The following is a 25,764-nucleotide window of genomic DNA, read 5'->3' as shown; positions in this document are numbered from 1 at the left end:
GCGGACAGCAGTATTCCAGTTTATCGTTCGTTTTTATACCAGTATATTGCTCAAATCAGAAGTGGAAGTCCATCTGCGTGCGGACGAGCGTGCGTTTGTTGCTGGTGTTCTCAATCTGCTTCTGTTTCGAGAAGAACGTCTCCCATTCCACATTCTTCCAAGGAACGTATTTTGCACCAATAATCCAGCCCTTGCTACCAGCAGAGCCGTTGTAGAACAGCGAGCCCCACTCATCATCGCCGGAAATCGTGCCGTTTGCACCGTAGCGATACCAACGGGCATATGCCTGATACGTACCTGGCTTCTGGAGATCCGTATCGCGATAGTTCAAGCGCAGGAATAAGCTATTGTTCTGGTTATTGCCATGTTTTCTACCAGTCGCTGTATTGGCAACTGCGTTTGCATAATCCGAAGCATTCGTCTTGACATAATCTGCGATAAAGCGGACATTCTTGGCAAGATCAGCCCAACCACTGAGCACGTAAGCCTTATCATAATAGACGGTATGATCGCCCCAAGAATCCAGATGACTTGTATTCTGTTCGTAAACATCGCCCTTATCTCTGGAATTCTGTGCATAAGCAAGATTAATTCCTGCACTGTGGCCAACTTTGCCCCAAGTGCCGACGCCGTACCAACTCTCGTGGTTGCCAGCACCCGTGGAGCTGAACCAGAAGCCGCTAGCCGTCAGACCCGTGCCCTTCAGAGGAACGCCAAACTGGAAGCCGTCGGACTCGGTGCCGAACAGGACATTCTGCTGGCCAAGACCACGCCATGCACGGCCGATGCTGATCCAGTCTCCGGATTTCGGATCTACACCTTCCACCCAGATGCGCTGGATATCACCATCATGACCCGACCAACGTTTTGCTCGCGTATGCGTAGCACCATCTTCCCACGAACCCGATTCATTTTCATGGTCATGGCCATTGTTATAGAAAGAGTTTTTCTCGAGCTGGAACTTCGCTTTCCAGTAGTCATTGACCTTATAGGCGCCATTGAGATTCATATAAAAACGATTATTGTCTGTCCCTAAATGATCATCTGGTTTCGTGGAACCATCCGACATTTCTGTAGTACCGTTATATCTATCATGGTCATACTGGACACGAACAAAACCGTTAAGCTCTAACTTGCCAGCAATGCCGTTTTTGAGATCATGGATATCCTTGGTATTCTGATCCACCTGCTTCTTGAGCGTGTCAATCTCACCCGAATACTCGGCAGCGAGTTTATCGAGAACCGTCTTGTCGCCAAAGTTCAAATCGTTCTTCTGCATGGCCTTGGCGACGATGGAAGCCATCTCGTAACGCGTCATCGCACGGCCGCCCTGGAAGGTATTATCCCCCATACCTTCAATGACGCCCTCTTTGGCGAGGTAGTCGAGTGCTTCATACGACCAGTGATCTTTCGGGACATCGGTAAAGCTGTCCGCCGTTGCGGCAAATGCCGTCGTGGACATACCGACCGTCAGGCCGGCCAGGATAGCCAGGGCTTTCTTGTTGAGCTTCATTTGAAAAACTTCCTTTCCCTCTAAAGATTCTCAAAATTTATCTCTTACATGATGAGTCTCCCTATCTATCCATGTTCCGATATGAAAACCACATCATATAATCCTATATTAATATATAGAGATAGAGAACAGCGGCATCGGCCGCTATTCTCTTGTCTCTTTCCCAAAGCTTGACGCTTGCTGCTCCCCAGAAGCAACCGTCAGATATTATCGTCGAGCATCGCGCCGACACTGGCATATGCACAGCGGGCCTTCTGCTTGATTTCCTCACGGGCCGTGTCGACGGTGAAGCCGTTGAATGCCTCAATCATCGGCAGGTCGTTGATCTCATCGCCGATGGCGAAGATCTCCGCACCTTCCCAGCCCATCAGGGACAAGGTATGCTCGATGGCCTGCTGCTTGCTGATGCAGTTCGGCGTGATATCGACCGCGCATCGGTTGGGATATGCGTGGACAGTATCGCCAAACGTGGCATTGACAGCAGCACTGGCCGCCAGAGCATCTTCTGGATTCGTGAAGCCAAGCGCGAACTGATGGATGGTCTGCGGCAGCTTGTCTACCTCATCCTCCTCAATGCGAACAATGGGGAAATCCCACTGCTTCGCCTCGCGCAGCACCCAGGTGCCTTCAAAAGCATGACAGAGGTACGTGCGGTCCGCTGCCGAGAGTGCAAAGTGGAACGACTTGCGTACGAGCGGCAGCTTCGTCAGCGCCTTGAGCATGTGCGGCTCGATCCTGGCTTCCCAGAGGACGGTACCATCTGCCTTGCAGATAATGCCGCCGTTATTGCAGGCAAGATAATCGTAGCCGACACCGTAATGCTTGAGCTGCGGGACAAGCATGCCATGGTCGCGCCCCGAGACAATGCCGAACTTATGGCCCGCCTCGCGCCATCTCTGGATGGCCTCCGCATCACTCTTGGCAATCACATCTTGACGGAACAGCGTTCCATCATAATCACTAGCGGCTACTTTCATGCTGCTTCCTCCTCAATCCATGTAGACAACGGCTTCAGCCGGTCTAAGCTTTCCTTTTTCAGGATTCTTGCAGTTGCCGAGCAGCGGCTTGGCATCCTTGAGGAATCCTGCATCGTATGTAACGGGTTCATTCGTGAAATTCACGATGGTATATGTCGCATGATCGTCGAGCGAACGCTCGAATACGTAAACGCGTTCATCATCCGGCAGCAGTTCCTCATAGGTACCCTGCTGCAGGATCTCGGCGGCTGCACCAGTCGTGCGCTCGCGGTTCAAACGGCGGTAATAGCTCAGGACGGAATCGCCGTCCTCAGCCTCGGCCTCGACGCAGCAGTCCATGAAGTCCTCATGGACGGGCAGCCATGGCTTGCCGGTCGTGAAGCCTGCATTCGGCTCACACGTCCACTGCATCGGGGTGCGCGCGTTGTCACGGCTCTGGAACTGCACGCATTTGAGTGCTTCCTCAGGCGTAAAGCCTTTCTTGAGCGCGTATTCGTACTGACCATGCGTCGAGATATCATTATAGTCCTCAATGTGCGGAAATGCTACATTCGTCATGCCGATTTCCTCGCCTTCATAGACAAAAGGCGTGCCGCGCAGCGTGTAGAGGATCGTCGCGAGCGCCTTGGCTGCGGTCTTTGGATCCGTACCTTCCGGGAAGTAGCGGTGCATCGAGCGGTTCTGATCATGATTCTCGAAGAAGATCGGATACCAGCCTTCCTTGGCCGTGGCCTTCTGGCTGGCTGTAAGCGCCTGCTTGAGCTGCGTGATTTTCCACGGGAAACGCTTGCACCAGATTTCACCTTCCGGATAGGCGAGTTCGAGATGGCTGAACTCGAAGAGCATCGAGAAGACGCCATTCTCGCCGACCCACTGCGGCAGTTCCTCGGGGCTGACGCCGTTGGCTTCGCCGACCGTGAAGATGTCGTGGCCGTCGAAGACTTCGCGGCGGAACTCATGCAGAAAATCGAGGATGCCCGGCGTATTGGCCGTCATCTCATGGATGCCGACAAGCCCGTCCGGGCCGTCCGGCGTCCCATCTGCAAATTCCGGCTTCTTGATGTAGACAATCGCATCGATGCGGAAGCCGCCGACACCCTTGTCGAGCCAGAAGTTTGCAGCATCGAACAGGGCCTTGCGGACTTCGGGGTTCTCCCAGTTGAGGTCCGGCTGTGCTTCGGCGAATGTGTGCAGGTAGTACTGCTGGCGTTCTTCACACCATGTCCAGGCCGAGCCGCCGAAGATGGCGCGCCAGTTCGTCGGTGCCGAGCCGTCCGGTTTGGCATCGTGCCAGATGTACCAGTCGGCCTTGGGATTCGTGCGGTCCTTCTTCGACTCGAGGAACCAGGGATGCTGGTCGGAGCTGTGATTGAAGACGAGATCCATGACGATGCGGATGTCGCGCTTCTTCGCTTCGGCAATCAGCGTTTCCATGTCTTCCATCGTGCCGTACGACGGGTCGATGCCGCAGTAATCCGAGATATCGTAACCATTATCAACCATCGGCGAGGGATAGACCGGCGTGAGCCAGATGGCTCCCGTGCCGAGAGATTTGAGATAATCGAGATGACGCGTGACACCGGGTATGTCACCAACACCGCTGCCCGTCGTATCCTGGAAGCTCTTCGGATAGACCTGGTAGACGATACTTTTCTGCCACCATTTTAACTTGCTCATGAGAATACTCCTTTCTTCCGGTTCCCGTGAAATACGAGAGTGGAGTGTGGAGAGATCCACGCTCCACTCTCACATTCACATATGTTGAATCAGAAGGAGATGATTGGGGTTTCGTTGACTTTGACGTCGCCGTCAGCAGCTTTCTTCATTTGCGGATACTCATTGCTGTTCGTCACAGCGAGGATGATCGTATCCTTGTAGCCGGCAGCCTTGATGGCATCGCGGCTGAAGCCGATGAGGTCGTCGCCGGCCTTGACTTTCGCACCCTGTTTCGTCAGGCAGCGGAAGCCCTTGCCTTCCATCTTGACCGTATCGAGGCCGATGTGGATGAGGATCTCGGCACCGTTGTCGAGGCGCATGCCGATGGCGTGATAGGAACCTTCCATGATCATGGTGACTTCGCCGTCAGCCGGAGCTACGACCATTTCCGTCGTCGGTTCGATGGCAACGCCGTCGCCCATCATCTTCTGGGAGAACACATCATCCGGTACTTCCGTCATATCGATGAGTTTGCCGGTAGCAAATGCCGTGAGTTTCATGGAAAGATCCGTCTGAACGGGTTCGCTCGGGTTGGCTGCTGCCTTCGCCTCAACAGCTACGTCAGCAAGATCACCCTTCAGGAGAGCATCGAAATAGCTGCGAACATTCGGTACGGAGAGACCGACGATGACCTGGATGGCATGGCCGTTCTTGACGAGGCCGAAAGCACCGGCTTTCGTGAACTTGCCTGCCGAAGCAACTTTATCCGGATCTGCGACCGTGACGCGCAGACGCGTTGCGCAGTTCGTGACTTCCTTGATGTTGGACGGGCCGCCGAGGTTATCGAGGAATACCTGAGCCTTCAGAGCATCCGGGTTGTTGGCAAGGCCTTTCTTTTCCATTTCTTTCTTGGCTTTGTACTCGGCCTTCGTGAAGAGCTTATCCTCTTCATCGTCGTCCGTGCGGCCCGGCGTCTTATAATCGTTCTTGAGGATGAGATAACGGAATACGAAGAAGTAGATTGCCGTGAAGGAGAAACCTACGATGAGCTGCATGATGTAAGTACCTGCATGGTACTTGAACAGCGGAATCCAGTTCTGGACGAAGCAGTCGATGAGGCCGCCGCCGAAGTTACCGGAAAGACCGAAGAAGTAAAGCGTTGCGGAAAGCGTTGCAGCGAGGACTGCATGCACAGCGTAGAGGAGCGGTGCGACGAAGAGGAAGGTGAATTCAAGCGGTTCAGTGATGCCGCAGAGAACAGCCGTAATCGTCGCCGGAATCAGGAGCGTAGCAACCTTCTTGCGTTTCTCCGGCTTAGCGCAGAAATACATAGCGAGGGCAGCGCCCGGCAGACCGAAGACCTTGGACATACCGTGGAGGGCGAAGCCGCCTTCCGGGAACATTTCTTTCAAAGAATGTGCGCTCGTAGCGAAATCGTTGAGGTGCTGGAGCCAGTAAGCCTGGATACCGCCATCGCAGACGGCCGGGCCAAAGATGAACGGCAGGTAGATGAAGTGATGCAAACCAGCCGGCAGCAGGATGCGTTCGGAGAAGGTGTAGCACCATACGCCGATGATGCCGCTCGTCTTGAGGAAAAACTGGAACTGCTCGATGGCGTGCTGGACAGCCGGCCATACGAAGCAGAAGATCAGGGCCATCGGAATCATGACAGCGAAGCCGACGGCAACGACGAAGGCAGGACCCTTGAAGATGCCGAGCCAATCCGGAATCTCGGTATCATAGAAGTGGTTGTGGATCCAGGCGGAGCAGCAGGCAATGAAGATAGCACCGAGCATGCCCATGTCGAGCGTCTTGATGTTTGCGATCATCGCGAGGCCTGTGCCCGCACCAGCTGCCTGGCTGTAATCCACGCCGAAGAAGTCACCGTGCAGTGTCAGGAAAGCGGAGATGAAGTAGTTGAAGCACATGTAGATGACGAAGGATTCCATTGCGCAGCGCGCAGGTTCCTTTTTCGCAAAGCCGATTGGCACGGCGATGGCGAAGAGGATTGGCATCTGGGCGAATACCGTCCAGGCACCCTGTTCTACGACAAACCAGAAATCATACCAGACGGTGCCTTTGTCTGCGATACTGCCAAGAAGCATCGTGTTCTTGCAGACAATCGAGATGGCAACCGTGAGACCGAAGAATGCGAACAGGATGACTGGCGTGTACATGGCGCCGCCGAACCGTTGCAATTCTTGCATGACGCGATCTTTCTTGATCGACATGTTCATTCCCCCTATTTCTCATTACCCTTTATGATTGCTACCGTTTCGATTGGTTGGTATCGATTCGGCGTGTCATCCAAGAGGGTGGATTCGCAATCCCCCGATCCATCTCCTTGGATATCCTGTACCTAAAGAATACTAGAAAAAGCCCGCGAACGCAATAGTTTCGCGGGCTTCAGGCACATTGCCCCTCTCGTGTACCTTGGTACATTCTGAGAATATTGATACACCTCAGCAATATCAAGGGCTCAAGGCCCTTCACCATTATTTATTGTTTATATTGTTGATTGAATATTCTTCTGTTTCAGTCGATGCACGTAAATGCGATACTTGACGTACCAGACTTCAATCAGCATGAAATACGGCATCATGGACTTGAAGGAGATGTGCTTGCCATCATCGGCATCGTAAAGCTGGAATTCGGCCGGTGAGATGTAGAGATTGACCGTTGAGAGGCTCGCGAGCGTGTTGTCATGGAGCTTTGTGATGGAGATGAGCGGGATGTCGCGCAGCTGGAGTTCCCGCGCAATCTCGACGACAGAGGGAGATTCCCCCGAGAGCGAGACGATGATGAAAAGGTCGTCCTTCGTCAGCGTCGGCAGCACAGAATAGAATTCCTCGCGAGCCGGGATGTCGTAGAGAAAGACGTTGTCGTAAAAGAAAAGGCGCTTGAGCTCCTGCAAGACATTGGCCTGTACGTAGCCCGAGGCAAACGTGAAGACGCGGTTCGCCTCGTGCACGAGGCGGCTGGCACTGTCGAAGTTGCGCTTGAAGATCTTCTCGCCCGTCTTCAGGTAGAAGTCGCTGAGGTCGTCGAGCACATTGGAGTTGTAATGCGGCTGCTCCACCTCCTCCATCTTGAGAATGGCCTTGAGCTCACCGAAGCCGTCGAGCCCAAGCTTCTGCGAGAAGCGCACGATGGTCGTGCTCGAGACACAGCAGGCGCGCGCGAGTTCATGGATGGAAATATGGCGAGCGGCCGCACGATGCTGCAGGATGTACTTCCAGATGACCATATCCGTGTCGTTCAGAGCCTGGCGGTTGGTATTGATGAGTTCGTCGAGACGCATAAGGGAGTCCTCCATCTAACGTGTAAACAGGGAAAATCAGAACAGGCTGAGCGTCTTCAGCAGAAAAATCCAGCCGAAGATCGTGAAGCACGACAGCGCGCTCGTGTAAACGACGCAGTTGCCCGCGAGCTCCGCGTCGCTGTTCATCTGCTGCGCCATGGCAAAGCCGGCGACAGCACACGGCGTGGCGAAGATGGCGACGAGCGTCACGAGCTCGATGCCGCGGAAGCCCAAGAAGATTGCCAGCCCCAGCATAATGGTCGGCACGATGATGAGACGGGCGAGCACACAGCCCACGAGCTGCGGCAGATGATTGTGGAAGCTGCCCCCCTTGAACGAGGCACCGAGGATGATGAGGGCGACAGGCGTCGTGGCTGCCGCGACTTGGCCGATCGGCTTGAGCACGGGCTTCGGGATGGGGATACCGAGGATCAGGAAGGCTGCGCCCAAGATTGCGCCGAGGATCATCGGATTCTTGAGCACGCCGAGGAGAATGCCGGGCAGGTAGAAATGCCCGCCGCGGAACGTCTCGAGAATGAAGACCGAGACGATGTTGTAGATCGGCACGATGATGGCAATCATCATCGTCGGGATGGCCAGCTGGTCGTCACCGAAGATATTGGCAATGAGCGGGATGCCCATGAGCACGAAGTTGCTGCGGAACGTAGCCTGGATCATGGCGCCGCGGCGCTTGTTCGACGGCTCGATTGCACAGACGATGATGCCAGCGATGAGCGCCGTTGCCAGAACACCGCCCGCTCCGAACAGGATGAGATTGGGACGGAACGTCGTGGCAATATCCGTTGTGTAGATGTTGTAGAACATCATGCAGAAGAAGAAAATACGAAAGACCATGCGATTGACATGGACGAGCTCCTCATCCGTCAGGAGCTTCATGCGCTTGACCATGGCACCGATGAACATCAGGCAGAACATCGGCACGACAGCGCCAATCGCCACAAGCAGATTGCTGACCATATACGCGATACACCCTTCCTAAAACGGCTCTGAATTTATTCCGTGTATTCCGATTCACGCCGGCATATTCAGCATACAGCCAACCACGTCGCGTGAATCAAACATGAATGCGCAATGCGTATCCTACAAAAAGTATATCACAATTGACGCAGGCTCAAAAGTGAGGAGTTTGTCCTGCCCGTCATTACCAGCGATGGCGGATCTTCCAGAACTCGGGGCTCAGCATGACGAGCAGCGTAAACATCTCGAGGCGGCCGAGCAGCATCGAGATGCAGAGGATGCTCTTCGAAAAATCCGAGAACCCCGCATACGTGCAGGTGGCGCCGGCCACGCCGAAGGCCGGGCCGACACAGCCCATCGTCGTGACGCTGATGCCGATGGCATCGAAAACGCCAAACCCATCCCAGGTCAAAAGCAGCGCCCAGAGGACGATGAACAGCATGTAGAGAAAGAAGAATTGCTCGACGCGCACGAGTACATCATCCTCAACTTCCACGCCGTTCATGCTCGCGCGGATGACGCGCCGCGGGCTGAGCTTCTGATGCACGACGGCCCAGGCATTCTTGACGAGCAGCACGACGCGCGAGATCTTGATGCCGCCGGCCGTAGAGCCCGCACAGCCGCCGCTGATCATCAGGAGCATCAGGAGCCCCTTGGAAAACGACGGCCACTGGTCAAAATCCGTCGAGACAAAACCCGTCGTCGAGAGCGAACCGACCTGGAAGCTCGCGTAGCGAAACGCCTCGAACGGAACGAGGCCGAACTCCGCCACGAGATTTGCCGTAATGAGCAGCATCGCGGCAAACAGGATGCCGAGATATGCCTTGAATTCCGTATTGCGGCGAAAGACGCGCGGCCCTTTCTGCCATGCCCTGTAGTAGAGAGCGAAATTGCCGCCCGACAGGATCATGAAAAAGGTCATCCATCCCTCGACGAGGGGGCTGTCGAAATGCATGGCATTGTCGTCGTAAATGGAAAAGCCGCCGGCCCCGATCGTGCTCATCGCGTGCGTCATGGCGTCAAAGAGGGGAAGCCCGCAGCAAAGATAAACGAAGCAGGCCGTCACCGTGAAGATCAGATACATGAAGAACAGGACCTTCGTCATGTCGCGCAGGCGCGGCAGCACGCGATCCTGCGTAGGGCCGGAGGTTTCTGCATTGTACATGTAGACCGTGCTTTGACCGGCCTGCGGCAGGATGGCAATGAAGATGACGATGATGCCGAGTCCGCCAAACCAATGTGTCATCATGCGCCAGAACAGGATGCTGAGCGGCTGCGCCTCGATGCTCGTCATGACGGTTGCGCCCGTGCCCGTAAACCCCGAGATGCTCTCAAATAAGCCGTCGAGAAGCCCGAGCGAACCGCTCAGGAGATAAGGCAGCATGCCGAGGCCCGTCGCGAGCAGCCAACCGAGGCCCGTAATGGCCGCGCCCTCGCGCATCGTCATCTGTCCCTTGCCCGACCGTCCGCGCAGCTGCAGGAGCCCGCTGACAAGGAAACAGACGAGCATCGAGACGGTAAAGGCCAAGATGCTCGGTTCCTGATTCCAGACGGCCATGGCCAGCGGCACCATCAGGATCAAGGCTTCCGCCATGACGAGGCGGCCGAGGATGTAGCATATGAGATTGTAGTTCATAAGATACCCCTTTACCAGTTCTTGCCGAAAGAGCGCACGCCGCGGTCAATGAGCACGAAGAACGAAAAGATCTCGATGCGTCCAAGCACCATGAGAAAGGCACAGAACATCTTGAGCCAGTACGGCGTCCATAAAAAGTCCCCGCTGCCGAAGAGCGCGGCCGTGCTGCCCGCGCTCGTCAGGCAGCCGGCCGCCACGCCCATGGCCTGCATCATCGAGACGCCCGAGAGCGAGATCACGAGCGCCGAGAGAGCAAAGATGGCGATGAACAGGAAAAAGAAGGACAGGATGCGTCCGACGACCTTGGCAGGCACGGCCAGCCCGTCCACCTTGATGCTCACGACCATATGCGGATGCAGCGTGTGACGGACTTCCGCCAGAGCCATGCGCAGCAGCACGAGAAAGCGGATGACCTTGATGCCGCCGCCCGCCGAGCCGATGCAGCCGCCGATGAAGACGAAGATGAAGAGCAGCAGGCGCGAAAACGGCGGCCAGTCCCAGCAGGGCGCTGAGACAAAGCCACAGGTCGACAGGAAGGACGCTGCCTGGAAAAAGCCGTAACGCAGGCTCGTCACGCCATCGCAGAGGCCGTTGCGCGAAAGATTCAGCGCAATCAGCACGCCGCCGGCCACGAGAATCATGAGGTACACCTGCCATTCCGTATCGCGCAGGAAGAGGCGGATGCTGCGCCGCTGCCAGGATTTCCAGCAGAGCAGCGGGTTGAGCGCGGCCAGCACCATCGAGATGCCGGCCGCGAGTTCCAGCGGCCAGAGGTCATACGGCATGAAGAGCGACGGATCCGCCGTACCACTGGAGGAAAGCGTCACGAGTGCACTCGTGACGGCGTCGAAGGGCATGAGGCCCGCGAGCAGGAAGAGCGCGAAGGAAAGGAGTGTCAGGACCGCGTAGATGCGGAAGCCCTGCCAGGCCGAAGAAGCCATCTTGTTCCACAGCGGGCTGAAGAAGATGCTCTGGCGTGCTGTGAGCGTGAGCCCGAAGCAGCCGCTGACCTGCGGCAGAACGGTCGTCAGGATGAGGATGAAGTTGAGGCCGCCGAGCCAGTTTAGCAGGCTGTGCCAGAGCACGAGGCTGTGCGGCATGACAAAATCCGTATACGTATAGCATGAGATTCCCGTCGTCGTGACGGCCGCCACGCTCTCGAAGAGCGCCGTCAGCGGATCGCGTATGACATCCGCGAGCACGTAGGGCATCATGCCGAAGACGGAAAGCATGGGCCAGACGAGCACCATGAAAAGCGCGCCCTCCCAGACATTGAGCTGGCGCATGTGATGCCGCCCCAGATAGCAGAAGGCTCCGCCGAGCGCAAAGGCCAGCACGGACGGCACGAGGAAGACCCAGATGTCCGTCTCGTGCCAGAACAGCCCGTCCGCCACGGGAATGAGCAGAGCGCCGCCCATGATCTCGGCCACGCGGCCCATCAGCAGCCAGAAGAGCTCGAGCTCCCAGACGCCGCGACTGGATTTCTTCATACTTACTCCCTGCCCTTGAAATACTTCATGACTTTCTTGGAATACTGCGTCTGGATGAACAGGATGGTCCTATCCCCCGGCTGCAGCACCGTCGTGCCGTTCGGGATGGCCGCTTCGCCCTCGCGGACATACGCGCAGACGAGGCACTCGCGCGGCAGCTTGGCCGCAGAGAGCGGCTTGCCGGCGACCGGCGCTCCCTCCTGCACGATGACCTCGACGGCCTCGGCCTTCGCCCCCTCGAGCAGTGAGACGGAGACGACGCCGCCGCGGCGTGCAAAAGCCAGCACCTCACTTGCAGAGAGCAGACGGGCCGAAAGAACGATATCGACGCCCACCTTTTCCATGAGTTCCACGTATTCGTTGCGCGAAACACGCACAATCGTCTTCGTGCGGTTCTCGGACATATGACGGGCCAGCAGGGCCAGCATGAGATTGAGTTTGTCATCCTCGGTCAGGCAAACGACGACGTCGGCCTCGGCCACGCCTTCTTCAGTCAAGAGATCGATATCCGTGCCGTCGCCGCAGATGGCAATGCCATCGACGAGCTTGTCGGCCATCAGGCGGCAGCGCTCGCGGTTCTTGTCGATGACCTTGACCTTGACGCCCTGCTTCTCGAGCATCGGCGCGAGGGCCCGCCCCGCGCGGCCCGCGCCAATGATGATGACGCGATGCAGCTTGCGCGCGTCGCGCTGCACGAAATTCTTGCTGAACTTCTCGATTTCCTCAGGAATGCCGATGAAATACGCATTGTCATGCGGCAGCAGGCAGTCATCGCCGTGCGGGATGATCATGCGGTGATCGCGGAAGATCATGCCGGCCAGCACGCCCTTCGGCAGCCGGATATCCTTGAGCGGGATATTCGCCAGCGGTGAATGGCGCTGCACCTTCGTCTCGAACAGGCGGATCTTGCCATGGGCAAAGTCCTCGACGTCGAGTGCGGCCGGCGTCATCAGGATGCGGTTGATTTCGTTGGCCGTGATGAGCTCCGGATTCAGCATGAGGTCGATGTCAAAATTCTTCTTGAGGTATTCGCGCGCCTCGCTCATGAACTGCATGTCGCGGATGCGCGCAATCGTATGGCTGATGCCGTGCTTCTTCGCGAGGATGCAGCAGACCATATTGACTTCGTCGCTGGCTGTCACGGCGATGAGAATGTCGGCACCGCGCACGTCGGAATCGTCCATCGTGATTGGGCTCGCACCGTTGGCATAGATGGTCAATACATCCAGCGTGTTTTTTACGGCCTCCAGCTGGCTCTCATCGTGATCGATCACCACGACATCGAACTGCTCCTTCGACAGCAGTTCCGCAATGCTGTACCCCAGCTTGCCCGCACCCACTACGACAATACGCACGACGATCCCTCCTAAAAAATCACATGCTTCATTATAACACAAAAAGCCCCCGGTACGGAAACGCCGCGAGGGCGCTCCGTAGCGGGAGCTTCCATGTTCAACAGGGGTTATTCTGCGAAAAGTTCCGTGGAGAGATAGCGGTCACCCGTATCCGGCAGCAGCGCCACGATGTTCTTGCCCTCAAACTCCGGACGCTTGGCGAGCTCGATGGCAGCAGCCAGAGCCGCGCCCGAGGAAATGCCAATCAGTACGCCCTCAACATGGGAGAACTGGCGGCCATACTTAAAGGCATCTTCGTTGGCAACGGCGATGACCTCATCGTAGACCTTCGTGTCGAGCGTTTCCGGCACAAAACCGGCGCCAATGCCCTGGATTTTGTGCGGGCCGGCCTGGCCCTTCGAGAGGACCGGGCTCGTCGCAGGCTCAACGGCTACGACACGGATGTCCTTGTTCTGCTTCTTGAGATAGTGGCCAACACCGGACAGCGTACCGCCCGTGCCGACACCTGCGATGAACGCATCGACCTTGCCGTCGAGATCATTGTAGATCTCCGGGCCCGTCGTCGCTTCATGCGCAGCCGGGTTTGCGGGGTTGGCGAACTGCTCCGGGATGAAGGAATTCGGCGTCTCCTTGGCGAGTTCCTCAGCCTTGGCGATTGCACCCTTCATGCCCCTGGAACCATCCGTCAGCACAATCTTGGCGCCGTACGCCTTGAGCAGGTTGCGGCGCTCAACGCTCATCGTCTCCGGCATCGTCAGGATGGCCTTGTAGCCGCGGGCCGCAGCAACGCTCGCGAGGCCGATACCCGTATTGCCGGAGGTCGGCTCGATGATCGTGGCACCCGGCTTGAGCTTGCCATCTTTCTCAGCCTGCTCGATCATGGCCTTGGCGATGCGGTCCTTGACGGAGCCGGCCGGATTGAAATACTCGAGCTTCACGAAGACATTGGCCTTGAGGTCATTGGCCTTGATGAAGTTGTTGGCCTTCAGCAGCGGCGTACCGCCAATCAGTTCCGTAACACTGTTGTATACCTTGCTCATGGTGAATACCTCCATTTATCTTTTGTCATCTGAAACACTTGCTTAGTTAAAACATATATGATTAATATGTTTATATATTATCACAGGCCCTGCCACTTGTCAACAGGGATTGACTTTTTCGCATAAATTTACTACCATATAGTAAACAAGAATGACATAGTATAAAAGTATGAAATGAGGTATTTATCCATGAAGATCTCTGCGAAAGGACGCTACGGGCTGGCCGCCATGACGTACCTTGCCCGCAATTACGAGGCAGGCACGCCCATCACCATCATCAGCATTTCGGAGAAGCTCGGCATCTCCAAAATTTATCTTGAGCAGGTTTTCTCCCTGCTCAAGCGCGCCCGCCTCGTCAATTCCATCAAGGGCAGTCAGGGCGGCTATCAACTGGCCCGGGCACCGCGTGAAATCACAGCCTACGATATCCTCGCCTCCATCGAGCTCTCGCTGATGGAAAAGACGGCGGCAGCCGCTCCCGACAAGATGCCGGAGCTCGACCGGGCACTCGCCGCACGCGTCTTCGATCCGCTCGACGAAGCAATCAAGAACACGTTGTCCGCTGTTTCGCTTGACAACATCCTCACGGCCATTGACCAGGAGAAGGACGCGGACAGTTTGATGTACTTCATTTAATGAAGCACCAAAGAAACATTAACGTACTCTTAATAAACTCCAGATTCAATCAACAAAACCCATCAACTCTGCCAAACATCGTCGCAAATACTCGCATTTTATGCGCAGGAAGCGGCGAAAACCGTTAAAATTATGAACGATATGGAATCATTCCTATAGAAAACGTTCTCTCACTGGAAATAAATCCACAAAATCCGCTGTTTTCCGCGAGTCTGCAGGAATATACTATTTCACAAGCCACTTGAGATATAGTATAATACTCGGTAGTTGTTGAGGATACGCCCCTATCCTTCCCAACGCTGACAACAACCCGTAACACATTCTCGACGGTATGGCCACGCCGTACCATGGTTTTGTTGGAGGTGTTTTCCCATGATGATGGATGACATTCGTGTTATCATCGCTAAGGGTCCCTTCTCCGCGGAAGACGCGCAGTACTACATCGAACGTATCAAATCGAAAACGAAGTTTACATTGAAGAAAGTGACGTTTACCCGCACCGATACGTATCTGGATATCCGCTATTCGTTTGCCGATATCCCCTTCGAGCGTATTCGCCGGATCCCCTTAGCCGATTTGCCAGAGCGCCGCGCGGTGAACAACTGATAGCAGCCTGTGGCATGCAAAAGCCCCGGAACCATCTGGTTCCGGGGCTTTTGTCATGAAAAAATCAGGCTCAGCGGGTAAAGTGAAAGGAATCGAGCTCCCAGAGGCGTCCCGTGACGGATTCGAGCGGAGCATCGGCATGAATGCGCAGTTCCGGGCGGATATTCTTCTCGGGGAATACCAGCATGCTCGCCACTTCCTCACCGTGCTGGAAGAAGGCTTCAACAGCCGTGCGGTCAACAAAGAGCTGCAGGGAGAGCATGCGGTCGACAAAGAGCTTGAAGCGGCGCACGCCGCGGCCGCCATGCTTCATGCCCGTGCGGTCGATCGTCATGACCTGCGTCGTGCGGTCATAGGAAAAGACGGTCGTCTCCAGGCCGTAAGCGAGCGTCAGGCTGATGTGCTGCGCCTTGCCCAGCGTGAGGTCGAGCAGGGCTTCCGTGCCGTCAAAGAGCTGCTCGGTGAGATTCTGCTCCATGTCCATATCGATGTCGATGGCCGTCTCCTCGATGCGCAGGGCCTTGAGCTCACGGGCCGGACGTGAATAGATGTGCCCCTGACGCAGGGAGAGCACGCGTGGCAGCGTCAGGCTGAACATCCAGCCCTTCTCACGCGTCGGATATTCATCGTCCTTGTCCGGCATGCCCATCCAGCCCAGCAGGATATGACGTCCCTCGTGCTGGAAGACTTGCGGCGCATAGAAATCAAAGCCGTGGTCGAGTTCCTGGAACTTCGAATGCTGCATCATATCGAGGCTGTCGAGGGAGAGATGGCCTGCGATATAGCCGGCCTGATAGATGTTCTGGCGGTCGAACTCGCGCGCTTCAAGGCCCTGCGGGCAGAAAATCAGCGCGTCATAAGCGCCGAAATGCAGAAGATTCGGGCATTCCCACATGTAACCGAAGTGCCCGAGACGCGTCTTGAGCTCGCCGAGATTCTTCCAGCCCTCTTTCGTCTCCTCGTAGATGAGCACGGTGCCGCGCGGTTCCTGTTCGTCGGCCTGCGCACCGATGACGAAGTAGCGCTTGCCATGACGGTGGAAGAGATACGGATCACGGAAATGACCCGTGATGCCTGCGGGGCTGTCCGGCACGGCAATCACGCCCTTCTCCACCGAGCCGTCTTCCTGCAGCGTGCCGAAGCGCTGCGCCGGCGTGCGGATGCCGTCATTCTTGGCATTGCAGGTGTAGAAAACATGGACCCTGCCCTTTTCCGTGAAGCCGCAGCCGGAATAGCAGCCGTCCTTATCGTGTTCGTCACTCGGCCAGAGCGAAAGTTCCGGCAGAGAATAATGCACGAAATCACGCGTCCGGACGTGAGCCCAGCACTTGTTCTTGTGCTCGCAGCCCAAGGGGTTCCACTGATAGAAGATATGGTATTCGCCATCGGCGTACGTCAATCCATTCGGGTCATTGATGAGGCCGAACGGCATTTCGAGATGGAAGCGGTTGTGCCAGCGGTCCGTCAGCGGGAAACCGGCCGCGACCCTCGCATCGATGGCTTTCTTGTCAAAATGTTCCATGAAAATTCCTCCCGATACAGAAAAAGGGCTGCCGTTGCGGCAGCCCTGATTACTTCTTACTGTTCGTCCTCTTTTTCCGGGTTGAACAGCGTGAACGTCAGCGCAAACGCTACGGCAAATCCAACAACATTGACGAGGATGTACTGCGGCAGATGGTCAAGGTAGAGGAGTGTGCCAGGCAGGACCGTGATGCCCATGCCCGTACCGGCAAGATGCAGGAAACCCGCGATGCCGCCTGCGCAGGCGCCGCCCGCGAGTGCGTAGAGGAACGGCTTCATGAGGCGCAGGTTGATACCGAAGATGACCGGTTCTGTGATGCCGAGGAAGGCCGGCACGATGGAAGAAATGTAGAGTGCACGCTTCTTCTTGTTCTTCGTGCGGGCAGCCACGGCTGCGGCAGCACCGCCCTGAGCGATGATGGCGCCCGTGATGATCGCGTTGAAGGGATCGACGCCCGTCGAGGCGAGCAGCTGGACTTCCAGGGCATTGAAGACGTGATGGACGCCGAAGACGACGATGACCTGATGCAATCCGCCGACGATGAAGCCGCCGACGCCGTACGGCAAAGCGAGGAAGGTCTGGATGGCGCCGAAGACAGCAAGTTCGATCCAGTGCATGATTGGGCCGACGATCAGGAGGCCGAGAATCATGGAGATGAAGAGCGTCAGGAACGGCGTGACGATGAGGTCAATGACATCCGGGATGAAGGTCTTGAGCCATTTCTGCAACTTGGCCGCAAAGATGCCGAGCACGAGAGCCGGCAGTACGGAGCCCTGATAGCCGACGACCGGCACGCTGAGTCCGAAGATGTCCATCATGATGGGCTGAGCCTGACCGGCGGCAATCGCGTAGGCATTCGGCAGCTGCGGGGCAACGAGCATGAGGCCGAGGACGATGCCGATGACCGGCGTGCCGCCGAAGCGCTTCGTCGTGGACCAGCAGACGAGTGCCGGCAGGAAGGCAAAGGCCGTATCCGTGAGGATCTGGCTCATGCGCAGAACGTTGTCGCTGAACTGGACGCCCATGCTCAGGCAGGCGCCGCGCAGGCCCATGAAAAGACCGGTTGCGACGAGAACGGGAATAATCGGCACGAAGACATCGCCGAGCGTGCGGGAAATCTTCTGTGCGACCGACATCTGCGCGTAGGCTTCCGCCTTGTTGTTGCTGGCACCGGCGAGATCCGTGCCGGCAACGAAGACATCGTATACCTTGTCGACAAAGCCCGTGCCGAGGATGATCTGGTATTGGGCAGCGGCGAAGAACTGGCCCTTGACGCCGTCGATATTCTCAATGGCTTTCTCGTTGAGCTTCGTCTTGTCGACGATGATGAGGCGCAGGCGCGTGGCGCAGTGCTCAGCACTGCGGACATTCTCACGGCCGCCGACATACTTCCAGATGAGCTTTGCGACGCGCTCTTCCTTCGACAAACCGCTGAGGTCTTCCTCCGGTTCGGCCGGAGTCTCTGCTGCCGGCTCGGACGAAGCTGGCGCTTCCTCTGCTGCCTCTTCATTGACCGTCGTGATTTCCTTGTCGCCGAGAGCCACCGTCACCTTGCCGTACTCAAAGGCATTCGTCACGAGGACCGGTGTCGTCGTATCGTAGCCGGCGCCCTTGATGCCTTCCGGATCGAACTCCAGCAGCAGCTGGCCGCGCTTGACGCGATCGCCCTGAGCGATCTTGGCGTCGAAGAACTTGCCGCCGAGCTGGACCGTATCGATGCCGACGTGAATCAGGATATCCGCGCCGTTATCGGCATGGATGCCGATGGCATGCTTCGTATCGAACAGCACGGTGACTTCGCCGTCGACCGGCGAGTAAACCTTGCCGTCCGGATTCTTGACAGCCGCGCCCTTTCCCATGGCACCGCTGGCAAAAGCCGGATCCTTGACATCCTTCAATTCGATGAGCTGTCCATTGAGCGGACTGTCCAAGCGAATCTCTTTCATGAGATGGTTCCTCCTTTTCTCATTCCGTTTCCTTCCTTACTGCTCCAAATCACCAAAAATCCAGGTGCCCCCTGACGCCTGACCGGGAATCCCTGCGGCTTATTGTGAAACCGTTTTCATAGTTCTAGTGTATAGCACAGGACCCCGTTTGTCAAGCAAAAACATCACTCCACGAGGAGGTCCCGGAACTTCGTATACTCCTTCTGGAAGAACAGGTTGACCGTATCGACCGGGCCATTGCGGTGCTTGGCGATGATGACTTCCGTGAGGTTCTTGTTCTCCGTATCTTTATCATAATAATCCTCGCGATAGAGGAACATGACGATATCGGCATCCTGCTCAAGGGAACCGGATTCACGCAGGTCAGAGAGCATCGGGCGCTTGACTTGGCGCGACTCGACGGAGCGCGAGAGCTGGGAAAGCGCGATGACCGGCACGTTGAGCTCGCGCGCCAGCGCCTTGAGAGAACGAGAGATCTCGGAAATCTCCTGCTGGCGATTGTCGCCATTCTTGCTCGGACGTCCCTGCATGAGCTGCAGATAGTCGATGACGATGAGGTCGAGGCCGTGTTCGGCCTTGAGGCGGCGTGCCTTGGAACGCAGATCCATGACGGTGATGCCGGCCGTATCATCGATGAAGATGGGCGCCTTGTTCAGGCGGTCAGCCACGGTGACAAGCTTGTTCCACTCCTCATCATCGAGCTGGCCCGTGCGCAGGCGCTGGGAGTCAATGCCGCCTTCGGAACAGAGCATGCGCTGCATGAGCTGTTCCTTGCTCATCTCAAGTGAGAAGAAGGCAACCTTGCCGCCGTGCAGGCCCACATACGAGGCGATGTTCAGCGTGAAGGCCGTCTTACCCATGGACGGGCGGGCTGCGACGAGGATGAGGTCCGAGGGCTGCAGACCGCTCGTCAGCTTATCGAGGTCCTTGAAGCCCGTCGACAGCCCCGTGATACCTCCTTTTGATTCGTACAGCACATTGATGCGCTCAAAAGTGCGCATGAGAATCTTCTTGATGGGCTCAAAACCGCCGCCCCCCTGCGAACCCGCCACGGAGAGGATCTTCTGCTCGGCCGCATCCATGATGTTCTCGACCGTATCCGCATCTTCATAGGCTGCGCCGGCGATTTCCGTAGCCGCATCGATGAGACGGCGCAGCTCGGCTTTCTCCTTGACGATCTTGGCGTGATACGACACGTTGGCAGCCGTCGGCACGGCATTTGCGATAGCCGTGATGAACGGCAGGCCGCCGACCTTCTCGAGCTCGCCCGTCTTGCGCAGCTGCTCGGTAAGCGTGACGAGATCCACGGCTTCGTCATGTTCGGTAAGGTCAAGCATGGCCTCGTACACATGACGGTGCGCCTCGCGGTAGAAGTCCTCGGGCTGCAGGATCTCCTGCACCTCGACGATGGCCTCTTTCTTGATCATCATGGCGCCCAATACGGCCTGCTCCGCCTCAATATTCTGCGGCGGCACGCGATCTGGTAATGCCATTTATGCTTCCCCCTCAAAAATCAAACGGAATGCTTCTTCCGCCGTGGCAACGGCATGGATATCAAGGCCCAGAAGATCCGGCGGGATATCCTTCTCGTTTTCCTTCGGGATCACGAGCGTCCTGATGCCGGCCTGCCGCGCACCATACGCCTTCTCGAAAACGCCGCCCACGGGGCGCACGCGTCCCGCCAGCGAAATCTCACCCGTGACCGCGACATCCTGACGAATCCTGCGGCCCGTGACGGCACTGACGATACAGGCCAGGATGGCTGTGCCGGCACTCGGTCCATCGATATTGCCGCCGCCGATGACGTTGATGTGGACATCGTAGTCATGGATATCCTTGCCCGTCAGCTGGCGCATGACGGAAGCCGCATTGAACACCGAATCCTTGGCCATGCTGCCGGCCGTCTCATTGAAGCGCACCGTGCCCTTGCCTTTCTCACGTGCGGGGAACGCCACGGCCTCAAACTCGATGACCGATCCCAAGAAGCCGGCGACGCCCAGGCCGAAGATGTGGCCGATCTCCGCCGTATTGCGTGCCTTCTTTGTCACGAACTGAGACAGGCGGGAAACCTGTGCCACCTCGTAGACAGCCTCTTTGCTGATGACGAGGCCGTCCGCAGCGGTCTTGTCCGCGGCCTGCTCCAGGGCCAGGCTGTAAGCATCGGCCAGGATGTTGATGGCCTTGCGGCCTTCAATCGTGTATTCGGCAATCAGCGAGGCCACGCCGTCAGCGAGATGGGCCTTGAGCTTTGCGGCCGCATTCTCGACGATTGCCTCGATGTGCTTCGGCGTCAGCGGCTCGAAGTAAATCTCAGCACAGCGCGAGCGCAGGGCCGGATTAATATGGCTGGCATCGCGTGTCGTCGCACCGATGAGCACGAAATCTGCCGGCGCTCCCTCCTCAAACAGCTTCTTGATGTAGGGCGGAACCTTGGGGTCGGTCGGGTCATAATACGACGACTCAAAGTAAGCCCGCTTGTCCTCGAGAACCTTCAGGAGCTTGTTCTGGAGCATGGGATCCATCTCGCCAATCTCATCGATGAACAGGATGCCGCCGTGAGCCTCGGTGACAAGACCGGGCTTCGGCTCCGGCACACCGCTGTCCGCCAGGCTCTTCTGCGCTCCCTGATAGATGGGGTCGTGAACGGAACCCATCAGGGGATCCGTGATCTCGCGCGGATCCCAGCGCAGGACCGTGCCATCCGTCTCCACGAACGGAGCATCTTCACGGAACGGCGATTCCGGTTTTTTCTTGGCAGCCTCGAGCACGAGGCGGGCCGCCGTTGTCTTGCCGACGCCCGGGGGCCCGTAGAGCAGGAGATGCTGCGGATACGGAGAACTGAGCTTCGAGAGCAGGGCCTTGACGGCTCTCTCCTGCCCCACGATTTCCGAGAAGGACTGCGGACGCAGGAGTTCCATAACGGACTGTGTCAGATGGATGGATTCCAGCTGCTCGAGCTTCTCGCGCTTCTTGGCATCCTGCGGCGTCTCGGCATTCTGTTTCTCTTCCTTGATGACCTGGCGGCGGATATCCTCGACGTAATCCTCATGTTCCTTCTCGAGCTTCTCGTTGACCTTCTTCTCAATGCTGTCCTCGACCGTACGGCGCGCCCGTATGTCCGCAATGCGTTCGGATAGCTGCAAAAGGATGTCCGGCAGCTCCGATTCTTTCGGCACCGGCTGGATGAGCGGATCCTCCTCCAGGATGCGCTGCAGTGCGAGCACCCGTTCGCAGCGGTCTTCCGAGCGCAGGAGCTGCATGGCATTCATGCGGCCGGCCCGGATGACGAGATTCTCCGTGCCGAGCAGAGTCGCCAGCGACTGGTAGAGTGCATCGATCTCGCGATCGATAGGCTGCAGTGCCGGCGGCTCCTGTGGGGATTCCGGCTTGTGCTGCTTATGGGAAAATAATTTATCAAAAATACTCATATGCCTTGCTTAAATCCTTATAAATTTCTATAGTAAAAAACCTTTCCCCGCAGAGACGTGATGGCCTCGGCCATCGCGCCCGCCAGCAGGAAAAGGTTTCAGATCATACCGCAGTGGCCTGTGGTCATTCTGCGACAATATTGACCTTGATCTTGCTCGTGATGGACGGATGAACCTTGATAACGGCCTCATAGACGCCCGTTCCCGTCACTTCACCCTGCAGGGTGATCTTGCGCTTATCGATCTCGATGTGCTGTGCCTTGAGTGCAGCGGCGACATCCTTGCCCGTGACACTGCCGAAGAGCTTGCCGCCCTCGCCAATCTTGACGGGGATCGTCACTTCAACCTTCTCGAGCTGCTTGGCCATGAGGCGGGCCTCATCGGTCGCCATGGCTTCCTTGCGGGCCTTGGAACCAGCCTGCGCCGTTGCCACATTGAGATTCTGTGCCGTTGCGAGCACTGCTGCCTTGCGCGGCAGCAGAAAGTTGCGGCCGTAGCCCTCCGATACCTCGACGATATCGCCTTTCTTGCCCAGTTTCTTAACGTCCTGCTGAAGTATTACTTTCATCTTTATCAGACTCCTCTATGTATTTGCGGGCGATCTCGATCGCCTGCTGTTTGATATCTTCCAATTTGGCACCCTTGATCTGCGCGCCGGCCACATTCTGATGACCGCCGCCGCCAAAGGCCTCCATGATGACCTGTACATTCATGTCGCCCGTCGAGCGCGCACTGATGCCCACCGTATCCTCCGAAAGCTGGAAGACCACGATGCTCATGCAGACATTCTCGATGCGCAGCAGTGAATCGGCTGCCTGTGCGGCAATGACCTGGCCATTCGACATGATCTCGGGACAGGTCGAGACGATGAGCCCGCCCGGATAATACTCCGAACGCGCCTTCGTGCGCGCCAGGGCCACCGTCGTCTCGTAATCCGTGCGGAACAGATGGCGTACCATGACGGGATCGGCGCCGCTGCGCCGCAGATAGGCCGCCGCATCAAAGGTGCGCACACCCGTCTGCACGGCAAAATTCTTCGTATCGACGACAATACCAGAGTAAAGAGCTGTCGCTTCGACGCGCGAAAGCACGAGATTCTCGCTAAAATACATCAGGAGCTCCGTGACGAGCTCACTCGTCGAGCTCGAAGCCGGCTCGATGTAGACGAGCAGCGGATTCTTGATGAAATGCTCGCTGCGGCGATGGTGGTCGATGACGATGACGCGGTGAATGCGTTCCAAGAGGGATGGATCCGCCACGAGATGCGGGATATGCGTATCGACGACGATGAGCACCGGATTGAGCGCTGTCATATTGACAAGCTCATTGGCCCGCACGATGATATGGCGATAACTCTCATCATCCTTCATAATATCCGCGAATTTATCAATGCCTTCATTCATGTCTGAAAGCACGAGATGCACCGGCTTGTTGAGCTGGCGGGCCATCTTGGCCACGCCCATGGCTGCGCCGAAGCAGTCAAAGTCCTCGTTGTGATGGCCCATGACGTAAATCTCGTCGGCACCGTCCATGATTTCACGGATGGCATGTGCGACCACGCGGGCCTTGACGCGCGTATGCTTCTCCACAGCCTTGGCACGGCCGCCAAAGAACTGTGTCTTGCCGCCAATCTGCACAGCCACCTGGTCGCCGCCGCGGCCAAGTGCCAGATCGAGGCCGGCCTGAGCCTGTGCGCCGAGCTCCGCCATGCTCTGCGTATCCGCAACCGCCACGCCCATAGAGAGCGTGACCGGCAGGCGGTTCGTACTCTGAAGCTGGCGGACCTTGTCGAGGATGTCGAACTTGCCGGCAATGGCTTTGTCGAGCGACTGTCGTTCCAATATGACGATGTAGAGATCATCGGAAACGCGGCGCATAAAGCCGCCAAGACTCTTCATCCAGGCATCGAGCTGCTGGTTGACCGAAAGCAGCAGTGCCGTGCGTTCCGCCTCATCCTGACCCTGGATGACCTCATCGTAATTGTCAATCTGGATGTAGACGAGAACCGTGCGGCTGCCCTTGAAGGTATTGCGCAGCTGCTCAAAACTCGTGATGTCCTGAACGTAGAGCGCCATCAGCGGCTGCTGATGCGGCGGCACTGGTACCGGCCGGTAGCGCACCTGATAGTAATGGTCTTCATGTGCAAAGACGTACTCGCCCACCGTTCCCCAGACCGGTCCTATGATGAGGCCCGGCCATATATCCTTGGCATCCGTATCCTGCTCGGGTTTCTCGCCGGCATACTCCTTGATGCGGTCATTGCACCACTGGATGCGCCCCTCCTCGTTGACGATCAGAATGGCCTGAGGAAGATCCTCGATGGCATAATTCATCATCTCATTGAGGTTGCGCACGACGTTGCGGCAGTAACGCTGAAACCGGCGTGAACGGTCGGAGCAGCGCTCCCGTGCAAAGGATGCCAGGCAGAGCCAGACGACAAAGGCAATGGCCGCAATGAACTGGTTGTAATACGATAATATGCCGATGAGCACCAGCATGATGAGCAGGTGTATCGTCAGATCGATCCATGCCGAGAGATTTCGCGGCATTTTTCTCACCTCATTTCTATTCCGACAATCCCTTATGACCGGCCGCCAAAACGGCGCCGATAGTCAAAGACCATGTCGAAAAGGCCCGTAAAGGCCAGGACCTGCGAAAGCGGTCCTCCCATAAGGACCAGTATGTACAACATCAAACGCAGAGGACGCCGCACACGATATCGTAACAAAACGTAACTCATGAGAGAAAGCCCCTGAACAATGCCGGCAAACATCGCCACCATATTTAAATTCATCGCTGTTTGATAAAGCCACTGAAGCTCCCGCGTGCCTCCCCAGTAAAGGCCCACCAGGGCAAAGCCAAAAATATAGAGAAAAACCTGTGGCAAGTGCCACTCAGAAAAGGGAGGCAGATGCGGTACCTGGTACCCAAGACGATGCAGGACACGGCAACCGATCAGATAACCAACTGCGGTATCCATCAGCCCCATGGCAGCAACAATAAGTGGCATCAGCAAGCTCAAAAATTCCAAGCTGTGCGTTATTTCCGCACGGCTCTTATCCAAGGCCGCCGGATCCATTCCCATCTGTTCGTACACCGTGAGGCTCTGATTAACGCTGCTTTGCAGAGCATTCAGTTCCAAGGTCAGTGGATTGACAGCCGTTATGAGGAACAAAATCCCCAAAGACAACAGCTTGGCCACGACCGAAACGAGCAGTGCCGAGCCAAAGGTCTTCGATCCCGACCACTGTCTGCGAAAGGCCACGCCGAGCATGAGCCCCGTCGGGGCAAAGGAAATGACCATGCGCAGCGACAGCAGAGGCTCGATGAGCAGGGCCATGATGATGCCGGATACGAGAACGGCCATGATGCCCCAGCGCATTCCATGGCGAACGACCAGGACAATGATGGGCAAAGCCCACACGAGTGCCGCCACCATACCGATGACAGGCAGGTAGACGGCGGCCAGCGCCAGGATGACAGTCAAAGCAGAAAGCAGGCTGCTTTCTGTCAAGGGCTTGAGTCTATAGGAAGTCATTTCTTCATCCTTTCCTTATTTTAGGCTATTCTCCATTATACCAGATAAAAAAGACCTTGTCTTGCAAGCTGGTACTAACAAAAAGGCGGGGCTGCAATATAGGGATGAGCAGCAGAAAAGGCGGGGAGAAACGGGCAACGCT

The 25,764-nt window shown here is 56.8% G+C and carries 19 protein-coding genes; 2 read left to right on the top strand and 17 right to left on the bottom strand.

The window, feature by feature from the left end; genetic code table 11:
* Positions 1 to 55: 55 nt before the first annotated feature.
* The 10 genes from DWX75_RS02275 to cysK all read right to left on the bottom strand — a co-directional run bounded on the left by DWX75_RS02275 (position 56) and on the right by cysK (position 13,946).
* A complete protein-coding gene (locus DWX75_RS02275) occupies positions 56 to 1,513 on the bottom strand; it encodes an S-layer homology domain-containing protein (protein ID WP_118014542.1) in 1,458 nt (485 codons plus the stop codon).
* 200 nt (positions 1,514 to 1,713) lie between these two features.
* The gene (locus DWX75_RS02270) at positions 1,714 to 2,490 is read right to left on the bottom strand and encodes an HAD-IIB family hydrolase (protein WP_118014540.1); all 777 of its coding nucleotides are present in this window, start codon (positions 2,488 to 2,490) and stop codon (positions 1,714 to 1,716) included.
* A gap of 12 nt (positions 2,491 to 2,502) precedes the next feature.
* Entirely contained in the window at positions 2,503 to 4,167 is a 1,665-nt protein-coding gene (locus DWX75_RS02265) for an alpha-glucosidase (RefSeq protein WP_118014538.1), read from the bottom strand.
* A gap of 89 nt (positions 4,168 to 4,256) precedes the next feature.
* The gene (locus DWX75_RS02260) at positions 4,257 to 6,377 is read right to left on the bottom strand and encodes an alpha-glucoside-specific PTS transporter subunit IIBC (protein WP_118014536.1); all 2,121 of its coding nucleotides are present in this window, start codon (positions 6,375 to 6,377) and stop codon (positions 4,257 to 4,259) included.
* Positions 6,378 to 6,652: 275 nt separating this feature from the next.
* Positions 6,653 to 7,447 (bottom strand): MurR/RpiR family transcriptional regulator, encoded by a 795-nt coding sequence (locus tag DWX75_RS02255; RefSeq protein ID WP_118014534.1) that lies wholly within the window; start codon positions 7,445 to 7,447, stop codon positions 6,653 to 6,655.
* Between the two features lie 36 nt (positions 7,448 to 7,483).
* Positions 7,484 to 8,425, bottom strand: coding sequence for an AEC family transporter (locus tag DWX75_RS02250; protein ID WP_118014532.1), 942 nt, complete (start codon positions 8,423 to 8,425; stop codon positions 7,484 to 7,486).
* Between the two features lie 184 nt (positions 8,426 to 8,609).
* Entirely contained in the window at positions 8,610 to 10,061 is a 1,452-nt protein-coding gene (locus DWX75_RS02245; RefSeq protein ID WP_118014530.1) for a TrkH family potassium uptake protein, read from the bottom strand.
* Positions 10,062 to 10,072: 11 nt separating this feature from the next.
* On the bottom strand, positions 10,073 to 11,551 hold the full coding sequence (locus tag DWX75_RS02240) for a TrkH family potassium uptake protein (RefSeq protein WP_118014528.1): 1,479 nt from the start codon (positions 11,549 to 11,551) through the stop codon (positions 10,073 to 10,075).
* Positions 11,552 to 11,553: 2 nt separating this feature from the next.
* Complete coding sequence (trkA, locus tag DWX75_RS02235; RefSeq protein ID WP_118014526.1) at positions 11,554 to 12,906, bottom strand: Trk system potassium transporter TrkA; 1,353 nt, start codon at positions 12,904 to 12,906, stop codon at positions 11,554 to 11,556.
* Positions 12,907 to 13,013: 107 nt separating this feature from the next.
* Complete coding sequence (gene cysK / locus DWX75_RS02230; protein ID WP_118014524.1) at positions 13,014 to 13,946, bottom strand: cysteine synthase A; 933 nt, start codon at positions 13,944 to 13,946, stop codon at positions 13,014 to 13,016.
* A 189-nt stretch (positions 13,947 to 14,135) separates the two neighbouring features.
* Between cysK and DWX75_RS02225 the strand changes: the two genes are divergently transcribed.
* Together DWX75_RS02225 and DWX75_RS02220 are read left to right on the top strand one after the other, a co-directional pair.
* Positions 14,136 to 14,582: an Rrf2 family transcriptional regulator gene (locus DWX75_RS02225; protein WP_118014523.1), complete on the top strand. Its 447-nt coding sequence runs from the start codon at positions 14,136 to 14,138 to the stop codon at positions 14,580 to 14,582.
* Between the two features lie 372 nt (positions 14,583 to 14,954).
* On the top strand, positions 14,955 to 15,188 hold the full coding sequence (locus tag DWX75_RS02220; RefSeq protein WP_118014521.1) for a ferredoxin: 234 nt from the start codon (positions 14,955 to 14,957) through the stop codon (positions 15,186 to 15,188).
* 70 nt (positions 15,189 to 15,258) lie between these two features.
* Here DWX75_RS02220 and DWX75_RS02215 read toward each other — a convergent pair whose 3' ends face one another.
* From DWX75_RS02215 to DWX75_RS02185, 7 genes are all read right to left on the bottom strand, one after another.
* The gene (locus DWX75_RS02215; protein ID WP_118014519.1) at positions 15,259 to 16,710 is read right to left on the bottom strand and encodes a sucrose-6-phosphate hydrolase; all 1,452 of its coding nucleotides are present in this window, start codon (positions 16,708 to 16,710) and stop codon (positions 15,259 to 15,261) included.
* Between the two features lie 56 nt (positions 16,711 to 16,766).
* Positions 16,767 to 18,656, bottom strand: coding sequence for a glucose PTS transporter subunit IIA (locus DWX75_RS02210; protein WP_118014517.1), 1,890 nt, complete (start codon positions 18,654 to 18,656; stop codon positions 16,767 to 16,769).
* A 164-nt stretch (positions 18,657 to 18,820) separates the two neighbouring features.
* A complete protein-coding gene (dnaB, locus tag DWX75_RS02205; protein ID WP_118014515.1) occupies positions 18,821 to 20,149 on the bottom strand; it encodes a replicative DNA helicase in 1,329 nt (442 codons plus the stop codon).
* Complete coding sequence (gene lonC, locus DWX75_RS02200; protein ID WP_118014513.1) at positions 20,150 to 22,084, bottom strand: Lon family ATP-dependent protease; 1,935 nt, start codon at positions 22,082 to 22,084, stop codon at positions 20,150 to 20,152.
* Between the two features lie 124 nt (positions 22,085 to 22,208).
* Positions 22,209 to 22,652, bottom strand: coding sequence for a 50S ribosomal protein L9 (rplI, locus tag DWX75_RS02195; RefSeq protein ID WP_118014512.1), 444 nt, complete (start codon positions 22,650 to 22,652; stop codon positions 22,209 to 22,211).
* Positions 22,624 to 24,633, bottom strand: a complete 2,010-nt coding sequence (locus DWX75_RS02190) for a DHH family phosphoesterase (RefSeq protein ID WP_118014510.1) — start codon at positions 24,631 to 24,633, stop codon at positions 22,624 to 22,626. The genes rplI and DWX75_RS02190 overlap by 29 nt, the downstream gene beginning before the upstream one ends.
* A 32-nt stretch (positions 24,634 to 24,665) precedes the next feature.
* The gene (locus DWX75_RS02185; RefSeq protein ID WP_118014508.1) at positions 24,666 to 25,622 is read right to left on the bottom strand and encodes a YybS family protein; all 957 of its coding nucleotides are present in this window, start codon (positions 25,620 to 25,622) and stop codon (positions 24,666 to 24,668) included.
* Between the last annotated feature and the right edge of the window lie 142 nt (positions 25,623 to 25,764).

This window comes from Mitsuokella sp. AF21-1AC, assembly GCF_003458855.1.
Classification (GTDB): Bacteria; Bacillota; Negativicutes; order Selenomonadales; family Selenomonadaceae; genus Mitsuokella.
This window is presented reverse-complemented; position numbering and strand designations above follow the sequence as displayed.